Source organism: Brevibacillus brevis, from assembly GCF_022026395.1.
GTDB lineage: Bacteria > Bacillota > Bacilli > Brevibacillales > Brevibacillaceae > Brevibacillus.
In genome coordinates this window covers 5,384,523-5,405,949 of the sequence record NZ_CP041767.1, presented here as the reverse complement: position 1 = coordinate 5,405,949, position 21,427 = coordinate 5,384,523, and the positions used below count along the sequence as shown (strand labels likewise).

Annotated in this window: 4 protein-coding genes; all 4 read left to right on the top strand. The window is 46.5% G+C overall.

The annotated features are described in order from the left end of the window. Positions 1 to 7 precede the first annotated feature (7 nt). The 4 genes from FO446_RS25560 (at position 8) to FO446_RS25545 (ending at position 21,341) form a co-directional block, all read left to right on the top strand. Positions 8 to 9,550 carry a non-ribosomal peptide synthetase gene (locus FO446_RS25560; RefSeq protein WP_237899449.1) on the top strand — a complete coding sequence of 3,181 codons (9,543 nt, stop codon included), beginning with the start codon at positions 8 to 10 and terminating at the stop codon, positions 9,548 to 9,550. A gap of 79 nt (positions 9,551 to 9,629) precedes the next feature. Continuing rightward, the gene (locus tag FO446_RS25555; RefSeq protein ID WP_232774014.1) at positions 9,630 to 11,621 is read left to right on the top strand and encodes a condensation domain-containing protein; all 1,992 of its coding nucleotides are present in this window, start codon (positions 9,630 to 9,632) and stop codon (positions 11,619 to 11,621) included. Positions 11,622 to 11,639: 18 nt separating this feature from the next. After that, positions 11,640 to 20,402 carry a non-ribosomal peptide synthetase gene (locus FO446_RS25550; RefSeq protein ID WP_237899448.1) on the top strand — a complete coding sequence of 2,921 codons (8,763 nt, stop codon included), beginning with the start codon at positions 11,640 to 11,642 and terminating at the stop codon, positions 20,400 to 20,402. A gap of 39 nt (positions 20,403 to 20,441) precedes the next feature. Beyond that, positions 20,442 to 21,341 carry a GHMP family kinase ATP-binding protein gene (locus FO446_RS25545; protein ID WP_419466137.1) on the top strand — a complete coding sequence of 300 codons (900 nt, stop codon included), beginning with the start codon at positions 20,442 to 20,444 and terminating at the stop codon, positions 21,339 to 21,341. The last annotated feature ends 86 nt before the right edge of the window (positions 21,342 to 21,427 follow it).

The window sequence follows — 21,427 nt, the reverse complement described above, 5'->3', positions numbered from 1 at the left end:
GTGCTGTATGCAAGATTCCATTACCGCATTATTGGAAGAACAAGTGGAACTTCATCCTGATGCCATTGCATTGGTATACAAAGATGCAACCCTTACCTACAAGGAGCTTAACAGCAGAGCGAATCAATTGGCGCATTATTTAAAATCGTGCGGGGTTGGAGCAGATAGCCGAGTAGGCTTGTACATGGATCGCTCGTTTGAAATGATCATCAGTATGATCGCTATTTTAAAGGCAGGCGGGGCCTATGTCCCGCTTGACCCTGCCTACCCCGAGCAACGATTGCTTTATATGCTGCAAGATGCAAGCATTTCGATTGTGCTGACACAAGAAAGCTTGGTGCCCAGACTGCCGGACGGATTGAAAATCGTTTGTCCCGATCTGGACGCTAGCAAGATCAGCAAGGAATCAGATGCGAATGTAAGAGAGAGCACGAATTCGGAAAGCCTAGCCTATTTGATGTATACATCCGGTTCGACAGGAAATCCGAAAGGGGTGCTCATCCCGCATCGAGGGGTGATTCGACTTACGAAGCATGCTTCTTACGTAACCCTCACATCGGACGAAACCATGCTGCAACTCGCCTCGATCTCCTTTGATGCGGCGACCTTCGAAATCTGGGGGAGCTTGCTAAATGGCGCGAAATTGGTGATTTATCCATATCACAGTCTGTCTCTGGAAGAGTTGGGACAGGTGCTGCGTGACGAGAAAATCAGTACGCTATGGCTAACCGCAGGTGTTTTTCATCAAATGATCGATTACCGGATTGAAGACTTAAGGGGAGTGCGTCAATTGCTGACGGGCGGCGACATCGTGTCTGCCAAGCATGCGCAACGAGCCTTGGACATGTTACCGGATACACTGGTGATTAATGGATATGGTCCGACAGAAAACACGACATTTACTTGCTTTTATCACATTACACAGAAGAGCGAGATTCAACATTCCGTTCCGATCGGTCGACCCATCAATGATACCGAGGTCTTTATCCTGAACGATAAGCAAAAGCTCGTTCCTGTTGGTCTTGTGGGCGAATTATATGTGGGGGGAAAGGGACTCGCTTTCGGGTACTGGAATCGGCCGGAGTTGAATCAAGAGAAATTTATTCCGCATCCCTTTCAACAAGACCCCGAGGCTCGGTTATACAGGACGGGCGACCTGGTGAAATATGTGCCGGGGCGAGGAATCGAATTTATCGGGCGAAAAGATAATCAAGTAAAAATAAGAGGAAACCGGATTGAGCTCGGGGAGATTGTAGCTGTCCTCAGTCAGCATGAGGGCGTAAGAGACGCTGTCGTCCTTGTACATGAATATGGAGCGGATGATAAACGGCTGATTGCTTATATCACCGGGGACGGGGATGTCGAAGAATGGAAGCGGTATGCGAGTGAACAATTGCCGCCTTTCATGGTCCCTTCCTATTTTGTGAAAATGGACGCTTTTCCGCTTACAGCCAACGGGAAGGTAGACCGTCAAGCATTGCCGTTGCCTGAAATGCGTACGACGAAGGATGAGTTTGTCGCGCCACGTACGGATACAGAGAAGCGGATCGCAGAGATTTGGCGTGAAATTTTAAAGGTGGAGCGCCTTAGCATCCATGACTCTTTTTTCGATTTGGGCGGACATTCGCTGCTTGCGACGCAGGTCATATCCCGCTTGCAGGATGCCTTCCAACTGTCTGTCCCGTTGCGCATCTTGTTTGATTGCCCGACGATCGCAGGCCTGGATGCCAAAATTACGGAGCTTGACCGGGATGGCAAAAGAGAATGGATACCAGTTATTGCTAGAGTCTCTCATCGAGACAAGCTGCCGTTATCGCATGCCCAGCAGCGTCTATGGTTTTTGCATCAATTGGAACCGGAGAGTACGGCTTATAATGTCCCTCACATGTGGCGTTTAACAGGAAAATGGGATGTGCATGCGCTGGAAACGGGATGGAATGCGTTACTTCAACGCCATGACATCTTACGCACTGTGTTTTCGAATGAAGGGGGGCAACCTTTCCAGGTCATTGAACCCCATGTGTATCGAACGTTGCCCGTGATTGATCTACGAGATCGATCTGCTGACGAAAAAGAAGAGCAAATCCACGACTATATCGAACAGGAAGCAGACAAAAGGTTTGATCTACAACAAGGACCTTTGATTCAAGCCAAATTAATCGTCGTTGAAGAGGATCAGTTCCTTTTGCTGTGCACGATGCATCATATCATTACGGATGGCTGGTCAGAGGATATCTTATTGGAAGAATGGCTGGCCTTTTACGAGGAAGCAGAAAGTGGAACACGTGCGGAGCTGCCAGAATTGCCGATTCAATATGCGGATTTCGCCGTATGGCAGCGCGAATGGCTGACGGATGAGGTAATGGGCCAACAACTGGATTATTGGAAAGCGGAGTTGTCCGGGGAGCTTCCTGTCTTGCATTTGCCGATCGATCGACCAAGACCAAGCATGCAAACTTATGCCGGAAGTATGCATAAGATTGTGCTGGCATCCGAACTGCTTGAGAATCTGAAAGCGCTCAGTCGGCAAGAGAATACGACTTTATTCATGACCCTGCTAGCCGCTTACCAAGGCTTTTTATCCAGATATACCGGACAAACTGATATTTTGGTAGGTAGCCCGATAGCAAACCGAAATGTAACGGAAATCGAAGGCTTGATTGGTTTTTTCGTCAATACGCTCGTCTACCGGGCAAACCTCCAAGACAATCCAACGTTTAAGCAATTGCTTGCCCAAGTAAAAGAAAAAGCGCTTCTAGCACAGGAGTACCAGGATGTCCCGTTTGAAAAAATTGTAGAAATGCTGCAACTGGAACGCAATACGAGCTACTCTCCGGTATTTCAGACGGTATTCACATGGGCAGAAATGGGAGCGGATGTTTATCGTACGTCCGGTGGACAATTAGAAAAAATGCCGGTTCAGATCAATGTGGCGAAATTTGATCTTCAGTTATCCATGGGTGAGTCCGAGGCTGGCCTTGTGATGAACATGATCTACAACACGGATTTATTTGATCCATCCACGATTGAAAAAATGGCAGACCGCTTCGGGCATTGGTTGCAAGAGCTTGTAAACGCACCAGATGTGCCGATGGCCTTGCTGGAATTGTTGAGCGAGGAAGAACGTCACAAACTCTTGCTGGAATGGAATCAGACGGAGGCTACCGTCTCCACGCAAGATTCCATCCCTACAATATTTGAAGAACAAGTCGAGCTTCATCCTGACGCCACTGCATTCGTATACAAAGGCAATAGCCTATCCTATAGAGAGCTTAACAGCAGAGCGAATCAATTGGCGCATTATTTAAAATCGCGCGGGGTTGGAGCAGATAGCCGAGTAGGCTTGTACATGGATCGCTCGTTTGAAATGATCATCAGTATGATCGCTATTTTAAAGGCAGGCGGTGCCTATGTTCCCCTCGACCCTGCCTACCCTGATCAACGATTGCTTTATATGCTGCAAGATGCAAGTATTTCGATTGTGCTGACACAAGAAAGCTTGGTGCCCAGACTGCCGGACGGATTGAAAATCGTTTGTCCCGATCTGGACGCTAGCAAGATCAGCAAGGAATCAGATGCAAATCTGGGCGAGAGTATGACTTCGGAAAGCCTTGCCTATTTGATGTATACATCCGGTTCGACAGGAAATCCGAAAGGGGTGCTCATCCCGCATCGAGGGGTCATCCGGCTTACGAAGCATGCTTCTTATGTATCACTCACACCGGAAGAAACCATGCTGCAACTCGCCTCGATCTCCTTTGATGCGGCGACCTTCGAAATCTGGGGGAGCTTGCTAAATGGCGCGAAATTGGTGATTTATCCATATCACAGTCTGTCTCTGGAAGAGTTGGGACAGGTGCTGCGTGACGAGAAAATCAGTACGCTATGGCTAACCGCAGGTGTTTTTCATCAAATGATCGATTACCGGATTGAAGACTTAAGGGGAGTGCGTCAATTGCTGACGGGCGGCGACATCGTGTCTGCCAAGCATGCGAAACGTGCCTTGGATATGTTACCAGATACTTTGGTGATTAACGGGTATGGCCCGACAGAAAACACGACATTTACTTGCTTTTATCACATTACACAAAAGAGCGAGATTCAACATTCTGTTCCGATTGGTCGACCCATCAATGATACCGAGGTCTTTATCCTAAACGATAAGCAAAAGCTCGTTCCTGTTGGTCTTGTGGGCGAATTATATGTGGGAGGCAAGGGACTAGCTATCGGATACTGGAATCGACCAGAGATGAACCAAGAGAAATTTATTCCACACCCATTTCAAAAGGACCCCGAAGCGAGATTATACAGGACGGGCGACCTGGTGAAATATGTGCCGGGGCGAGGAATCGAGTTTATCGGGCGAAAAGATAATCAAGTAAAAATAAGAGGAAACCGGATCGAGCTCGGTGAGATTGTAGCTGTCCTCAGTCAGCATGAGGGCGTAAGAGACGCCGTCGTCCTTGTACATGAATATGGAGCGGATGATAAACGGCTGATTGCTTATCTCGCGGGAGACGGGGAGGTCGATGAATGGAAGCGGTATGCGAGTGAACAATTGCCGTCTTTCATGGTCCCTACCTATTTTGTGAAAATGGACGTTTTCCCACTTACAGCTAACGGGAAGGTGGACCGTCAAGCATTGCCGTTGCCAGAAATGCGTACGACGAAGGATGAGTTTGTCGCACCACGTACGGATACGGAGAAGCGGATCGCGGAGATTTGGCGTGAAGTTTTAAAAACGGAAACGGAACGATTGAGCATCCACGATTCCTTTTTCGATTTGGGCGGACACTCGTTGCTAGCGACGCAGGTCATATCCCGCTTGCAGGAAGCATTCCAGTTGTCTATCCCGTTGCGCATCTTGTTTGAATGCCCGACAATCGCAAGCCTGGGTGCCAAAATCATGGAGTTGGGCCGGGATGGCAAAAGAGAACGGACACCAGCTATTGTGAAAGCCTCGTATCGGGAAAAGTTGCCGTTATCGCATGCCCAGCAGCGTCTATGGTTTTTGCATCAATTAGAGCCGGAGAGTACGGCGTACAACGTTCCACACATGTGGCGCTTAACTGGGCAGTGGAATGTGCATGCACTGGAGAAAGGGTGGAATGCGCTTCTTCAACGCCATGACATCTTGCGCACTGTGTTTGCGAATGAAGGGGGCCAACCTTTTCAGATCATTGAACCGCATGTGTATCGAACATTGCCCGTGATTGATCTACGAGATCGATCTGCCGCCGAAAAAGAAGTGCAAATTCACGACTTTATCATGCAGGAAACAGACAGAAGGTTTGATCTACAGCGGGGACCTTTGATTCAAGCCAAGTTAATCGTCGTTGAGGAGGATCAGTTCCTTTTGCTGTGCACGATGCATCACGTCATAACTGATGGTTGGTCAGAGGATATCTTATCGGAAGAATGGCTGGCCTTTTACGAGGAAGCAGAGAGCGGGGTACGTGCGGAACTGGCAGAATTGCCGATTCAATACGCAGATTTCGCGGTATGGCAGCGCGAATGGCTGACGGATGAGGTGATGGGGCAACAACTCGACTATTGGAAAGCGGAGTTGTCAGGGGAGCTTCCTGTCTTGCAGTTGCCAATCGATCGACCAAGACCAAGCATTCAAACCTATGCCGGAAATATGCACAAGATGGTGCTGGCAACTGAACTGCTTGAAAAGCTGAAAGCGTTCAGTCGGCAAGAGAATACCACTTTATTTATGACCCTGTTGGCCGCTTACCAAGGCTTTTTATCCAGATATACCGGACAAACTGATATTTTGGTGGGCAGCCCCATAGCGAACCGAAATGTAAAGGAAATCGAAGGCTTGATTGGCTTTTTCGTCAATACGCTCGTCTACCGGGCGAACCTCCAAGATAATCCAACGTTCAAGCAATTGCTTTCCCAAGTAAAAGAAAAAGCGCTACAGGCACAGGAGTACCAGGATGTCCCGTTTGAAAAAATCGTCGAAATACTACAACTGGAACGCAATACCAGCTACTCCCCGGTATTTCAGACGGTGTTCACTTGGGCAGAAATGAAAGCGGATGTCTATCATTCGTCCAGTGGTCAATTAGAGAAAATGCCGGTTCAGATCAATGTGGCGAAATTTGATCTTCAGTTATCCATGGGTGAGTCTGAGGACGGTCTCGTAATGAACATGATCTACAACACGGATTTATTTGATCCATCCACGATTGAAAAAATGACAGACCACTTCGCGAATTGGTTGCAAGAGCTTGTGAACGCACCGGACGTGCCGATGGCTTTGCTCGAATTGTTGAGCGAGGAGGAACGTCACAAAATTCTCGTGGAGTGGAATGATACAGCAGTCGCCATTCCGGAGAATACATGCCTGCATGATTTGTTTATCGAACAAGCAAAAAAGACACCAGAACTCATCGCAGCAGAATACGGGAGTGAAACAATAACCTATCGAGAATTGGATAGACGTTCTAACCAGTTGGCGCACTACTTGATGATGCTGGGTGTTGGACCCAATACGCCTGTCGGGATCTGTATGAATCGCTCTATTGAGCTTGTCATCTCGATCCTCGGCATCGTAAAGGCTGGCGGAGCATTTCTCCCTCTGGATACAGAGATGCCGCAAGCGAGGATGGCGAAACTGTTGGAAAGCTCCCAAACCAACATATGTCTATCTGAGCCGGAGTTCATGCACCTGTTTGGACAAGCCACTCATGTCAGATGTATAGATTCTCATGCGGAAAAAGACAAAATAGCAAGCATGCCAGAGGGATTGCCGGAGCAAACCGTAAAACCGACAGATTTGGTTTCGATTTATTACACGTCAGGTTCGACGGGTAACCCGAAAGGCGTGGAAAACCTCCACTTTGGTTGGGTAAATCGCATGTTATGGATGCAGCGACAACATGGCTTGGAGCAGGGTGAGTCTGTTCTGCAAAAAACAACCTTAACATTTGATGATGCAGCTGTTGAGTTTTTTTGGCCATTGTCTGTAGGGGGACGGATATCACTCTTGGAACCATGGCTGCATCGGGACCCTGAGGCGATTATCCAGGCTGCCATTCACTATCAGGTTGCGTGCATTCAATTTGTACCGAGCATGCTCAATATGTTTGTGGACGCCCTTACCCCGGAGGATGCAGCCAACTTGCACAAATTAAAAAATGTCATCTCCAGTGGTGAGGCGCTCTTACCCGAAACAGTAGGCAGGTTCTTTAAAAAGCTCAATGCCAAACTCCATAATACGTGGGGGGCCACAGAAGTATCGATTGACTCCACCATTTACACATGCTCGCCAATGGACGCGCTGGAAAAGGATTGTGTGAGTGTAGGCAAGCCGATTGATAACAACAGAGTTTATGTGCTTGACCACAATATGAAGGCTGTCCCAATTGGCGTCATTGGCGACCTTTATATTGGTGGCCTTGGATTGGCCAGAGGCTATCTGCATAATAGCGAGAAAACCCAGGAAGTATTTATGGAGAATCCGTTTGTACCAGGAGAAAGAATATATCGAACCGGCGACAAGGGATACTTCCTGCCTTCGGGCAACATTAAATTCGTAGGCAGACAAGATAATCAAATCAAGATTAGAGGCATGCGGGTGGAATTGGGTGAAATTGAATCCACATTAAGCAGGCATCCGTCCATTCGTGAAGCAGCCGTTATTTCTGTTAAAAACGACAGGTCAGCTACCGAATTGGCCGCATATATCGTGGGGGACGGGGATGTAAACGAATGGCGGGCATTCCTGAAGGAGCACTTGCCTGCTTATATGATTCCAACTTATTTCATGAGGTTGGACAGCATTCCCAAAACGACGAGTGGGAAAATTGACCGAAATAGACTGGAGTTACCATCGGTTAAATCAAGCGATTTCTCGATCATCGGGCCACGCACGATACCTGAGGAGCTTATCCACTGCATCTGGTGCGATATATTGCAGGTGAATCAGATTTCGATCAAAGACTCATTCTTTGATAGAGGTGGACATTCCTTATTGGCTACGCAAGTCATTTCCCGCATGCGGACCGTTTTTGGGATGGACATTCCATTGCGCACGATATTTGAGTTTCCAACCATTGAAGCGATTGCTGCCCGTATATCTGAGATCAAGCAAGGCAGCGAGACGAATACACGCATCCATGAAGTGTCGCGAGTGGAAAATCAGACAGATGTCTCCTTATTCGAAGTATCCCACGGGCAGAGAAGACAATGGTTCCATGCAAAATTCAGTGACCAAGAAGCAGTAGGAGGTGTTTACCTCTTTGAAGTAGCGGGTCCCGTTGACAGTCATTCTATGCACAGGGCTATGGCCCTCATGTTTGAACGTCACAGGATCATGCGCACGACGATTATAGAAAACGAAGGGCAATTGTATCAAAAAGTGCATGACGACCTTGAGGTGGAGAATGCGTTTGTAGATTTGTCTGCATTATCTGTGACGGAAGGCGAGCAGCGCATCAAAACCGATTTGCAATCCGCCCTGTACAAGCCATTCGATTTTTCAAGAGAGTCTTTCTTCCGGATGACTTTGTACCGAATGACACCGTCGAAGCATTTCCTCATCTTGAGTGCTCATCATATTGGATTTGATGGCTGGTCGTTAGATGTGTTTATCAATGATCTCGCGGACATGTATCAACAAGTAGAGAGCGGCGTGCAAAAGGAGTTTTCCAAACCATTGGATTATATGGATTACACCTTGTGGCAACAAACACGCTTGCAAAATGGAGAACTGAACCGACAACGGGACTATTGGTTAAAACAGCTGCAACAAAATGTAGATGCGCCGTTCATACCGCGAGAGACACAGTCGTTTACACACGGCAACCGAATTTCAAATGTAGCCTCGCTTCCCATTGAGCAAGAGACGGGCCAATCGCTTTTAGAATTGACCCGAATGGCTGGTGGTACCGTCTATACGAGCTTGCTTGCGGCGATCAACATTTGGCTGTCACTTCTCACGGATCAAACAATCATTACTGTCGGATCGACCTTATCTGGCCGTACGCAGACGGACCTTGAAGGAATTATTGGTCCGCTAATCAATCCGGTCGCCATGCGTACAGACTTGTCTGGCAACCCGACCGTACTGGAAATGATGAACAAAACAAGAGAAACCGCATATGGTGCGTACGAGAATCAAGAGTATCCGTACAATTTGGTCGTAGAGGATCAACATACTGCCACAGGCGATAAGAAGAATTTGTATTCCATTGTTTTTATTGGACAACACGTATCGAGCAATCCGCCTGAATCAGCTGAAATTACCTTTACGGAATGTCCGTTACGTCGTTTTCTGGATGAAGCGATTATCCAAACGTACGAAGGCAGTCACTTCGTTCAAGATGATCAATTGGATATGATGTTATTTTTGTCCACGCGTCAAGACCAACTGACGTTAACGGCACATTACAACACGGAAGCATTCAGCGAGAATGCCATGGATACGTTACTGGATCAGCTAAAGCATGTCATCTGCCAAATGATCGACAATCCAATGCAGCGCTTGTCTCAAATAAACCTGGTTGAAGAATATGATTTCAATGAACTTTTCAGCTAACTAGATGATGGCTGTTGGGGCATGCTGGTGAGAGCCGCATGCCCAACCATTACGCAACTGCGTATCGGGGAGATTACGAATGATGGATAAAACTTTTGTCAAAACCATCCCTCTGTCTGAGGCTCAAAAAGATTACTATCTACACGATTTGGTCTATCCAATGAGTCCTTATTATCAGGAGCAGTATCTGTTCCAATTCGAAAGTCGATTGGATGTATCGGTTACAATCCGTGCTCTTTATGAGATCGTGAAACGCCACGAAATCTATCGTTCCATTTTTGTTTTGGAAGACGAGCCCATTCAAAAAGTATATAGCGAGCCCGTATTGGATTTTGAACATGTGTCTTCCGCTACCTGGGACGACACGAGGATTAGAGAGTATTTTCATCAGGAATTCAGCAAACCTTTTACGCTAGAAGAGGGGCCGTTATTCAGTTGCAGATTGCTGGATTATAAAGAAAGCGGCAGTATTTTAAGCTTCAAGTTTCACCATATCTGCTTTGATGGGTGGAGTGTCTCGCTCACGCTCGATGAATTTACGATGATCTACCAACTACTGATAACGGGCAATGATCACGAGTTGCAACCACAAATACACCAATACGCAGACTTTGTGGAGTGGGAACAGAATTACATAGACAGCCAAGAAGGCGAAGCTGCGAGAGATTTTTGGAAAAAGAAATTGGGCGGGACTCTTGAGAGGTTAGAAGTACCGGCAGATAAAAAACGTCCTGGTACCCCTTCATTTAAAGGGGGGATATCATTCTTTACGTTTACCCGCGAACTCCGGGATGAGTTGATTGCTTATCATAAACAGAATCAATACCCTACAGATGTCATTTATTTATCTCTTTTTAGTGCTTTTCTTTATCGGATAGCTGGGCAAGACGACATCATTGTTGGCGTACCGAGGTACGGCAGACCGAAAAGAGAGTTTCATACGATCATGGGACCGTGTATGGTGATGCTTCCCCTGCGAATCAAAATTCCAAAGAACAGCTCGCTTCGTGAGTTGGCCAAGCTAATACATGAAGAGTTGTCTATATGTTCACAGTATCAAAACTATCCCATTTCTTTGATTGCAGCTGAGTTGCAATATGAGCGCGATAAAAAATATGCGTCCTTTTTTTCAACGGCTTTCGTCCATCAAAAAGCGATTAAGCAAAATGCAGCCATTATGCTGGGAAATGCCCAAAATACGTTTGATAGCAATGGTCTTACCGTAAGCACCTATCCGATTGGCAAAGATGTATCCCAGTATGATTTATGCTTGGTCGTTGAAAAGGACAACCATCATGACATATTGGCAGGATTCGAATACAATGCGGATATTTTGGAGGAAGAAACCATTGCCAAATGGATTGCCGACTTTGAACGCACCAGTCTGTCTCTTTTGAAAAATGATTGCGAAACCATCCCTGTATATGGTTTGCCTTCCCTCAAGATATTGCCGGAGGACGTCACCCCGTTCTCTACCGCCTCCATAAAGTTCGAGCAAGAAACGTTTGAATGGCCATGCTTGCAGAAGAATGGGATCTCTCAACTGGTTGAAGCTTGGGATACGTCTTCCTATGCGATATTCATGACCGCATTTCTCGTACTTTTGTATGCAGAAACCGAGAAGGAGGATTTGGCTTTGGCATTTCGTGCGGGGTGGGACGAGTGCGAGGATGTCCCAAGCGCCTTGCTTTTACGAGCGGATCTGTCAGGCAATCCACTATTTGGCGATTTGGTTTTGCAAGTACAAAGCAAGTTAAAAGAAGCCCATTATCATCAAGTGTCCTTTCCTATACCTCATGAGCCCCAACTCTTATTTGAAATGAGTGACAACGACTATCCCTCCACGATTGATTTTCAATTCCGCATCCATGAAACTATCGATCACATAAATGGTGCCATTACCTATCATGCGAATGTATTCAAGAGAGAGACTGTGCAACGGATTTGCACCCAATATGAATACTTGTTGGAAAATGTGACAGCCGAGCCGCATCAAAGAATCCGCGAGATTGTCAGTCATCTGAACAGTCAATTCCTGACCAGTGATGATTTTGAACAATTATTTCTGTAGCGAAAGAGGTGCACTGGCTTGAAGCATTTAACAAAAGAGAACGTACAAGAAGTCATAGAGCTTTCCATGGTGCAAAAGCAATTATTACGCCCTGACAAGATGACAACCATGCGCTATCTCATCGAGCACCGTCTCGAACTGGAAAGCGTTCAAGAAACGTGGAAGGAATTAGTCAGCCAGACGCCGGTGATGCGAACGGTTTTCCGCCAGCTCAAAAACAAACAGGTACAAGTCGTATTGAAGGAGCTCCCCCTACCGATTGATTGGCAGGATGTACGGGAATTATCTCCTGAAAAGCAAGAGCAAGTATATCTCTCAACGCTTGCATCCCATCAGGAGCCCATTTTGTATGAGGAGGGGCCATTAATCCGGGTATCGATTTTGCAGATGGACGCCAATCAATCCGTCCTTATCTGGACCCATCATGCATTATGTATGGACGATGCCAGTCGTGAGCTACTTGTAGCGGAATGGCTGAAACGGGTACGGGGTACTCAGTCATCTGTTGACCAGCGGGCCTCATTCAAAGAGTACATTGCTTGGGAGTCAAGCCAAGATGGCTCCAAAGTCAAAAGCTTTTGGACAAAGAAATTCGAGGGCTATGAAAGCGCGCCTCTGTTTGTTCCGGTACAAGGGGCACAGAAGGAAGCAAGTCTTCCGATCAGTTGCGACGCTGTTCTTTCCGAAGCGTTAACCACGTCCATCAAAAGGATGGCATTCGAGCAGCGAGTATCCATAGAGGCAATCTTTCAGGCGGCTTGGTTCCTCTTGGAGAATATGTACAGTGGCGAGGACAGGCTGGTCATAGGCGTTACCGTCTCTGGCAGACCCGAAACATGGAAAGAGGCGAATACCATTATTGGGCCACTGGCTCATAGCTTGCCTGTCTTCCTGACCGTGCATGCGAATCAAAAAGTGCGTGATGTCGTAAAGGAAGTCCAGGAAAGCTGGGAACAACTACAGCAACATGATATGGCTACACTAGACATGATCCGTAACTATGCAGGTGTGCGGGAAGCTGATCCTATATTTGGAACGACACTAACCATACGGAATAGTGCAGAAGATTATCAGGAATCTGCCATGATTTATCGCGGTGGTCTCCAAAGAGTGGAGATAGTTGTAACGGTCGGGCAGCTGATGAAGATACATTTGTTCCATGAGAATGCGTCTTCCAAGAGCGATCTGGAACGACTGCAGTCCCATTACATCCATATGCTCGAGCAGATTTGCCGAGAGGTAGACAAGAGCATCAGCGATCTGGACATCGTGACGGATGAAGAACAAGAGCTCATGACAAAGGTAATGGGCAATTTTGCGAAGTCGAATCGCAGCATGGAGCAATTTGCCCAGCAAGTGATAGAAGAGCAGGTCAAGCGCAATCCTGACGCTATTGCTGCTATCGATCGGAAGCAATCCATCACCTACCGGGAATTGAATGAGGGTTCGAACCGATTGGCGCATTGGCTCAGAATACAAGGATTTGACCGAAATGATCTTGCTTGCCTATTTGCAGAGAGAAGCATCGACATGCTGATTGGCATTCTAGCTGTGCTAAAAGCAGGAGGGGCCTATGTCCCGCTTGATACGGCTCATCCCGACCAACGGCTCCTTACGATTGTTGATAACAGCAAGGCGAAGGTCCTACTGACCGAGTCGCGTTTCCAATCGCGCAGCATGACCTTGGCAGACAGAGTGGAGCACAAGCCAGTCGTGTTTTGCCTGAATAAAGGGGACGGGTCAAGCGCGGACATCTCTTCTTTGCAAGCGTCGGATACATCGAATCCAGACATCATCAATGCGCATGCTGATTTGGCAAACGTCTTTTTTACCTCAGGCTCCACGGGTATGCCAAAAGGGGCAATGATCGAGCATAGCGGCATGTTGAATCATCTTTACGCCAAAATGGATGTCCTTGGACTGAATTCAGACAGCATCGTAGTGCAGAATGCCTCCCATTGCTTTGATATATCGGTGTGGCAGTTCCTCGCTCCCTTGATGGCAGGTGGAAAGCTTGTGATTTACGACAACGAGACGGCTGCTGATCCGGATGCATTGCTCCAAGCCTTGAATCGAGACGGTGTCACCGTGATTCAGATGGTACCAGCGATGATTGAAGCATTGCACAATGCTGCCCTGACTCTTCCACAGGAACAGCATGCTTTGCCTCAATTGCAATACATGATCTCGACCGGTGAGGGATTGCCAGTAACACTGTGCAGAAAGTGGCAAGACCTGTATCCCGATGTGATCGTAGTAAATACGTATGGAGCTACGGAGTGTTCGGATGATACGATGCATGAAATCATGGATCGTTCGTATGCGCATGATGATTATCCTTATGTGGCCTTGGGAAGCTCGATCGCCAATATGAAGCACTATGTGCTGGACAAATGGATGCGCCCCGTTCCGGTTGGTTGTGTCGGGGAAATCTACATTTCTGGAACGGGTGTAGGGCGGGGGTATCTCCATGATGCTGAACGCACGGAGCTAGCTTTTTCAGAAAATCCATTTTTGCGGGGCAGAACAGAACGGTTATATAAGACAGGCGATTTGGGACGTTATTTGCCAAATGGGAGACTCGTATTTGTTACGCGTGCTGATTTTCAGGTAAAAGTACGCGGATATCGCATCGAGCTTGGCGAGATAGAAAACGCCCTTTTACGTCACACGCTGGTGAGGCAGTGTGTAGCGGTAACACGAGAAGATGAACATGGGCAGAACCGAATTGTTTGCTATGTCGTCATGCATGAACAGCAGAGTGAACAGGAGCTGCAAGCCTATCTTGGAACGTTCTTGCCGGAGTATATGATTCCAGAGCGAATCGTCATTCTGGATGCGATGCCACTAAATCGCAACGGAAAAGTAGACAAAAAAGCATTGCCAGAGACAGACGTGGTTCAAAAGAAGCCGGGAGCATTCATTGCTCCGCGCAATGAGCTGGAACGAAGCTTGGCAGCTATCTGGCGTACTGTGTTAAACGTAGAGGACATCGGGATCGACGATGACTTTTTCCAGCTTGGCGGGCACTCCATGAAAACCATTCAGGTTCGCTTGCGCATGAAAAGAGAGATGGGCATAGAAGTTACCATCAAGGACTTATTCGAGCATCGAACCATTCGCGAATTATCCTGCCTGTTTCATACCGAGGCGACGCTGTCCACAGGTAAGCTCCATACACAACAGGATCGATCAACGATACCCAAGGCAACAGAGCAAGCGTATTACCCGGTGTCACATGCGCAGAGGAGACTGTTTTTCATTCAGCAGCTAGAGCCTGAGAACACCGCTTATAATATGCCGACGATCTATTATATTACGGGACCGTTAAAGGAGCGTATTCTGCATCAGGCCTTCGGGTTGCTGGTGAAAAGACATGAAGTGTTGCGAACAAAGTTCCTTTTAAAAGACGGGCGTCCCGTACAACAGGTGTTGCCGGGCAATGACTTCACCTATGCATTTGTCGATCTTTCCAAGGAGTCCGAAGCGGCGAAGCAAGAAGCGATTGATTTGATTATCCAAAAAGAGACGGAAACCAGCTTTGATTTTGACAGGGATACATTGTTTCGTGTGAAGTTATGCAAGGCTGCGGAAGAAAAATACGTATTGCTAATGAACATGCATCACATGATCAGTGATCAATGGTCATGGGGGATATTGATGAAGGATTTGGGCACCATCTACGAATCCGTGCATCAAGGAATAGAGCCCGTATTGCCGGAATTGAACATCCAGTATAAAGATTACGCAGTCTGGCAAAATCATTCGATTCATCATGGAGAGCTGGGAGAATCAGAAGCATATTGGCTGAAGACGTTCGAAAAAGAGATTCCCGTATTGGACTTGCCGACGGATTTTCAGCGTCAGCCTGTACAAACGTATTTTTCGGCAATAGAATCTTATCCGATTTCGGAAAAAACGTTTAGCCGGATGCGAGAGATTGCGCAGCAGCATGATGCCTCCATGTTTATGGTGATTTTATCAACAATAAGCATTTGGTTGTCCAAGCTGACCAATCAACAGGATATCATCATCGGTACTCCAGAGGCCGGCCGGAATCACATGGATATTGAGCAGGTCATTGGATTTTTTATTAACACACTCCCGTTGAGACTGGAAGTCAATCAGGAGCATACCTTTATCGAGGCGTTGCACGTTTGGAGACAGCAAGCACTGGAGTCTTACATGCATCATGACTATCCATTCGATAAATTGGTCGAAAAAATTAACCCGGAAAGAGATGTCAGCCGCAATCCTATTTTTTCTTTTATGTTCCAATATATAGAGAAGGTAGAAGAGGAAAATATAATAAGCGGTTTGGAAATGACAGCCGTTGAATCCTATAATTCCATGACGAATTTTGATTTATCGCTCGTATGCATGGATCTGGAACATGGCGCTGGTCTGACTGTCGAATATCGCACGGATTTATTTAAGCCAGAAACGGTTCAGCGGATGCTCGGATATTTGGGCAACATCATCGAACAGGTAGCCAATCAACCAGATATTCATTTCAAACATATCGAATTATTGTCAGTGGAAGAAAAACAGGCAATGATTTCAGCTTATAAGGAAGTTCTTTTTACCAATGGGGATGAGCATAAAACGATCATCGAGCTATTCGAAGAACAAGTGGAGAAAAACCCGGATCGAATTGCTCTCGCTTTTGAAGAGCAAGAACTGTCTTATTCAGAACTGAATAAACGGGTGAATCAGCTCGCGAGGACATTGGTAGCTGAGGGCGTCCGTGCAAATCAATTGGTGGGGATCATCGCAGAACGGTCCATGGAGATGATCGTTGGCGTTTTGGCGATTGTGAAAGCGGGTGGAGCCTACGTCCCGATTGACCCTGATTATCCCGAAGAACGCATACGGTACATGCTGGAGCATTCGGGAGCAGACGTTTTGTTACTGCATCAGTCGGTACGCCATAAAGTGAATGCTGACAAAAAAATGATCATGTTTGACGATGAAGAGTCCTATCATCAGGAGAATACGAATCTGGGGTTACCTGTTCAGCTTGATCACCTTGCTTATGTGATTTATACATCAGGAACTACGGGAACGCCAAAGGGAGTCATGATTGAACACCGGCAGCTGCATTCGCTAGCGCAGGCATGGAAACAAGAATACAGGCTGGATGAATTCCCCGTCAGGAGTTTGCAATGGGCAAGTTTTTCTTTTGATGTGTTTACTGGTGATTATATAAGATGTCTGTTAAACGGTGGGAAGCTGGTTATTTGTCCAAAGGATGCGAGAGTGGATTTGGAGCGCCTTTACCACCTGATGGAAAAGCATGAGATTAATCTGTTTGAATCGACCCCTGTCCTGGTGCTTCCTTTCATGGACTATCTCAATGAAAATGGGCTCAACATAGACTTTATGAAAATATTGATTCTTGGTTCGGATCAATGCCCATTACATGCCTTTCACAAGCTTGTCGATCGATACGGAAGCACCATGAGAATCTTGAACAGCTATGGAGTGACGGAGGCTACCATTGATTCCTCCTATTATGAAAGAGTAGACCAGCAAGATTACAAATTATTGCCGATTGGCAAGCCTTTGCCAGGGGTGAAGATGTACATTCTGGACGCCAATCTTCAGGTGCAGCCTGTGGGTGTCCCAGGAGAACTGTATATTGGAGGAGTGGGAGTAGGAAAAGGATATTTCAAGCAGCCAGAGTTGACGAATGAAAGATTCGTTCCCAATCCGTTTTGTATCGGTGAAAACATGTATAAGACAGGGGATATGGCTCGATGGCTCCCCAGTGGAGATATTGAATTTTTAAGCCGATTGGATAATCAGGTGAAAATACGTGGGAATCGAATCGAACTGGAAGAAATCGAAGCGGAATTACGAAAAATGGCCAATATTCGCGACGCGGTCGTTATCGCCAGAGTGGATGAATCCGGTCAAAAAAGACTGGTTGCATTCTATGTAGCGGCAGATTCGGTGGAATCGAACGTATTGAGAGAATCGTTGCGGAAGTCGTTACCGGCATTTATGGTCCCATCCCATTTTGTTCAGCTAGAGGAAATACCAGTAACGCCGAATGGAAAGATTGATCGAAAAGCGCTAGTGGATATCAACATCGTATTGCAGAGTGAAATGGAATATGTGGAGCCCAAAACGGACACCGAGAACATATTGGTAGCTGTGTGGCAAGACGTTTTACACGAGAAAAAGATTGGGACCTTGGATCATTTCTTTGAGCTCGGTGGCGACTCTATCAAATCCATTCAAGTATCCTCGCAATTAGCAGCTTTGGGATACAAGATGGAAATTCGGGATCTTTTCAAATATCCAACGATCGCAGAACTGAGTACAAAACTGAAACCAATGAATCGGAAAATTGACCAGAAGGATATGGAAGGCGTTGTACCACTGACACCGATTCAGCATTGGTTGATGCAAGAACACAGTCAGCATCTCCATCACTATAACCAATCTTTTGTATTGTACCGCAAAGAGCGGTTTGACGAGGGGATGGTTCGCAAAGTCATCGATAAGCTCGTACAGCACCATGATGCACTGCGAATGATTTTCCGCGAGACCAATACCGGCTATGAAGCTTACAATCGAGGCGTCAACACTAGCGGCATGTATAGTCTGGAGATTTGGGACTATCAAAACAAGAACGGGTCTGAGATCGAACAAGCGATGGACTTGAAATGCAGTGAAATTCAATCGAGGCTTCACATTTTTGATGGCCCATTAATGAGGCTGGGGTTATTCCGATGCCCGGATGGCGATCACTTGCTGATTGCTATTCACCATTTAGTCGTAGACGGGGTATCATGGCGCATTTTAATCGATGATTTCAAAACAGCTTATGGGCAGCTCCTTCGTAACGAAGAGATTCGTTTGCCTTTAAAAAGTGATTCCTTCCAATTGTGGGCGCAACAATTGAACGAGTATGCCAATAGCGAAAGACTCGAACAAGAGCGTGAATATTGGAATCGAATCGAGGAGAGGGATGCTCAAACGTTGCCAACGGATTACGATGAGCAAAAACCGCTTCGGAAAACAACCAGGACCAAAACGGTCACGATGGATCAGCAGCAAACTGAGGAGTTGCTAAAACAAGCCAATCGTGCCTATCAGACGGAAATCGATGAACTATTGTTGGCTGCTATTGGAATGGCCTTCAAAAAATGGGCAAATATCGATAGCGTCACCTTGAATATGGAAGGGCATGGCAGGGAATCGATTCTGCCAGATCTGAACATTAACCGCACAGTGGGATGGTTCACGAGTGAATATCCAGTAATGGTAGACGTCGGGAACGAAATGAATCCGTCAGCTATCATTCCGAAAATCAAAAAAGATATACGACGAATACCGCATAAAGGGATTCACTACGGCGTTTTGAAATATTTGTCTGCAAAATTACCAAGTACCACCTTGAATGTAAAACCTGATGTCAGTTTTAATTATTTGGGACAATTTGATATGGATCGGAAAGAAAAGGATGACGACATTCAATTGTCCACATTCTCAGGCGGAGATTCCATGAGTCAGGAGCAGTCTCGGGAATGCAAGATTGACATTGAGTGCGTAGTGTTGAATGGAAGCTTTCACTTTATGGTCGCTTACAGTGAGGCACAGTATAAGACGGAAACCATCGAACGACTTACTGCATGCCTCCAGGATAGTCTAAGGGAAGTCATCCAGCACTGCATGCTGAAATTGCGCAACAGTCCTGACCACGAAATTGCTGGAGAATGGGTAGATTTCGAAGCAGTGGTAGACGGATTTTTCGACTCTTCTACGATGAATGATCTTCCTGGTGTAATTGCGGTGGTAGTCCAACACGGTCAAGTAAAAGTAAAGAAAGCTTACGGTTACGCCAATCTATCAGAGAAAGTGCCCATGAGTGCAGATGATACCGTAGTCAGGGTAGGTTCGATTTCCAAACTCGTAACAGTCGCTGCCATTATGAAGCTAGTGGAGCAAGGGCTGATTGGCTGGAACGAGGATGTTCAGCAATACCTCGATATTGAAATACCGAGAAGAGTGGAGGGACCACTAACGGTAGAACATTTACTCAGCTACACAACAGGGTTTGACTCGCCAGATGCGGGAAATGACCAAAGCTATAATTTTGGCGGGCGTGACTCCCTAACGTTACGAGAGTATATTCACCGTTATATGCCAACCGTGGTAGACAAACCTGGCGAACATTTTGGGAACGAGAATTTTGCCTTTATGCTGGCGGGCTATCTTGTGGAAAGAGTTACGGGCGTTTCCTTTGATCGCTATGCGAGTGAGAATTTCTTTGCGCCTCTCGAAATGACAAACAGCAGTTTTCTACTACAACCCGAATTAGAGGCGAAAATGGCAACAGGCTATGATCAGGAAAATCAGGCGGTGCAAAAGTACGATTTTAGCCCTGCAATCTCACCAGACGGCAGCATGCTCTCCACGGGGAATGATATCGCTACATTGATGCTGGCTCTCTTAAGTGGAGGTGCTGATGGCAAAGAAAACATTTTAGAGGCAGCTTCGATAGAAAAAATGTTCTCCAGTAAGTCAGTCCCTCATCCAAAAGGGACGTCTACAGGGTATGGATTTACAGTAAAATTCCATCCGGAATACGTGCATGAGAATGTTTTGGCGAAGGCAGGCGAGGTCATAGGCTTTCACTCATTTATGTGGTTCCTGCCAGAAAAACAAATGGGAGTCTTTGTTAGTACAAATAAAAGTCAATTCAACAAAATTGAATTTTTCGATTACTTCATGAAACGCTATCGTCCTGCGGAAGTGATCATCATGTAAATCAGCACCATATCATATTCGTGTAAACGGGGGGCCGCTATGAGCATGATAAAGACTAGTTCCATTAGTCGTTTTCCTAATACGAATGACGTAGGAATCGGTGTATCTGTCGGTACTTTTGGAGAACTTCTGCAGGGGATTCTCGAAGAAAATAATCGGGATTTTCTGGTTACTTTGCCTATCAAAAATGCATCCTACGCTACTTTTTATTCGATTCCAACCTTGCAGGAGATCGTCGTCGTGCCACGCTCCAAGCAAAAGTCTAAAAGGTTGGTCGAAAAAATCATTCAGCACTACGGATTGCCGGCAGGTGGAATTTTGGAGATCAACTCTGAACTTCCGGTTGGAAAAGGCTTGGCAAGCTCATCAGCAGATTTGGTGGCTGCCTCCCGAGCTATTGGGAATTGCTTCCATATAAACATCGAGCCTTCCTTACTAGAGTGGTTTTTGTTGAGTATTGAGCCGACGGATGGCGTAATGTATGAGGGTTCCGTTTCTTACTACCATAAAGAAGTCAGATTGCGAGAGTACATCGGGGAACTGCCGGCATTATGCATTCTAAGTATTGATGAGGGAGGAACCATCGATACGGTTGAGTTCAATAAACGAACGAAGCCATATACCGAAGAAGAAAAGATAGAGTACAGCGTGTTGTTACAAAAAATCACGAAAGCGATCAGAGAAAGAGATGTCCACACGATAGGTGCCGTGTCGTCCAGAAGTGCGATCTTGAATCAAAAAATTCTACCCAAGAAACTGTTGCCGGAAGTCATGGAGATCAACGAGAAAATTGGAGGGTTAGGTACGGTTGTGGCGCATAGTGGGACCAGCCTCGGCATTTTATTGTTGAAAGAAGGACCTGACTTCTATCAAAAGCTCGAACTAGGGTATAGATGCTTAAGTGAATTGAATAAAGAAGTGCACGTGTATCACACGTAGAGGAGCAGATTCAAGAGATGGCTTCTGGCATGCACGGAAGTCATCTTCCCCCCAAAATTGATTCCGTTCGTACTGGGAGTGGATTA

What these genes read in the sequence shown, in the direction of transcription:
- FO446_RS25545 (WP_419466137.1), top strand. Translation starts at nt 20,442, where the DNA reads ATGAGCATGATAAAGACTAGTTCCATTAGTCGTTTTCCTAATACGAAT.
- FO446_RS25555 (WP_232774014.1), top strand. Translation starts at nt 9,630, where the DNA reads ATGATGGATAAAACTTTTGTCAAAACCATCCCTCTGTCTGAGGCTCAA.
- FO446_RS25560 (WP_237899449.1), top strand. Translation starts at nt 8, where the DNA reads ATGCAAGATTCCATTACCGCATTATTGGAAGAACAAGTGGAACTTCAT.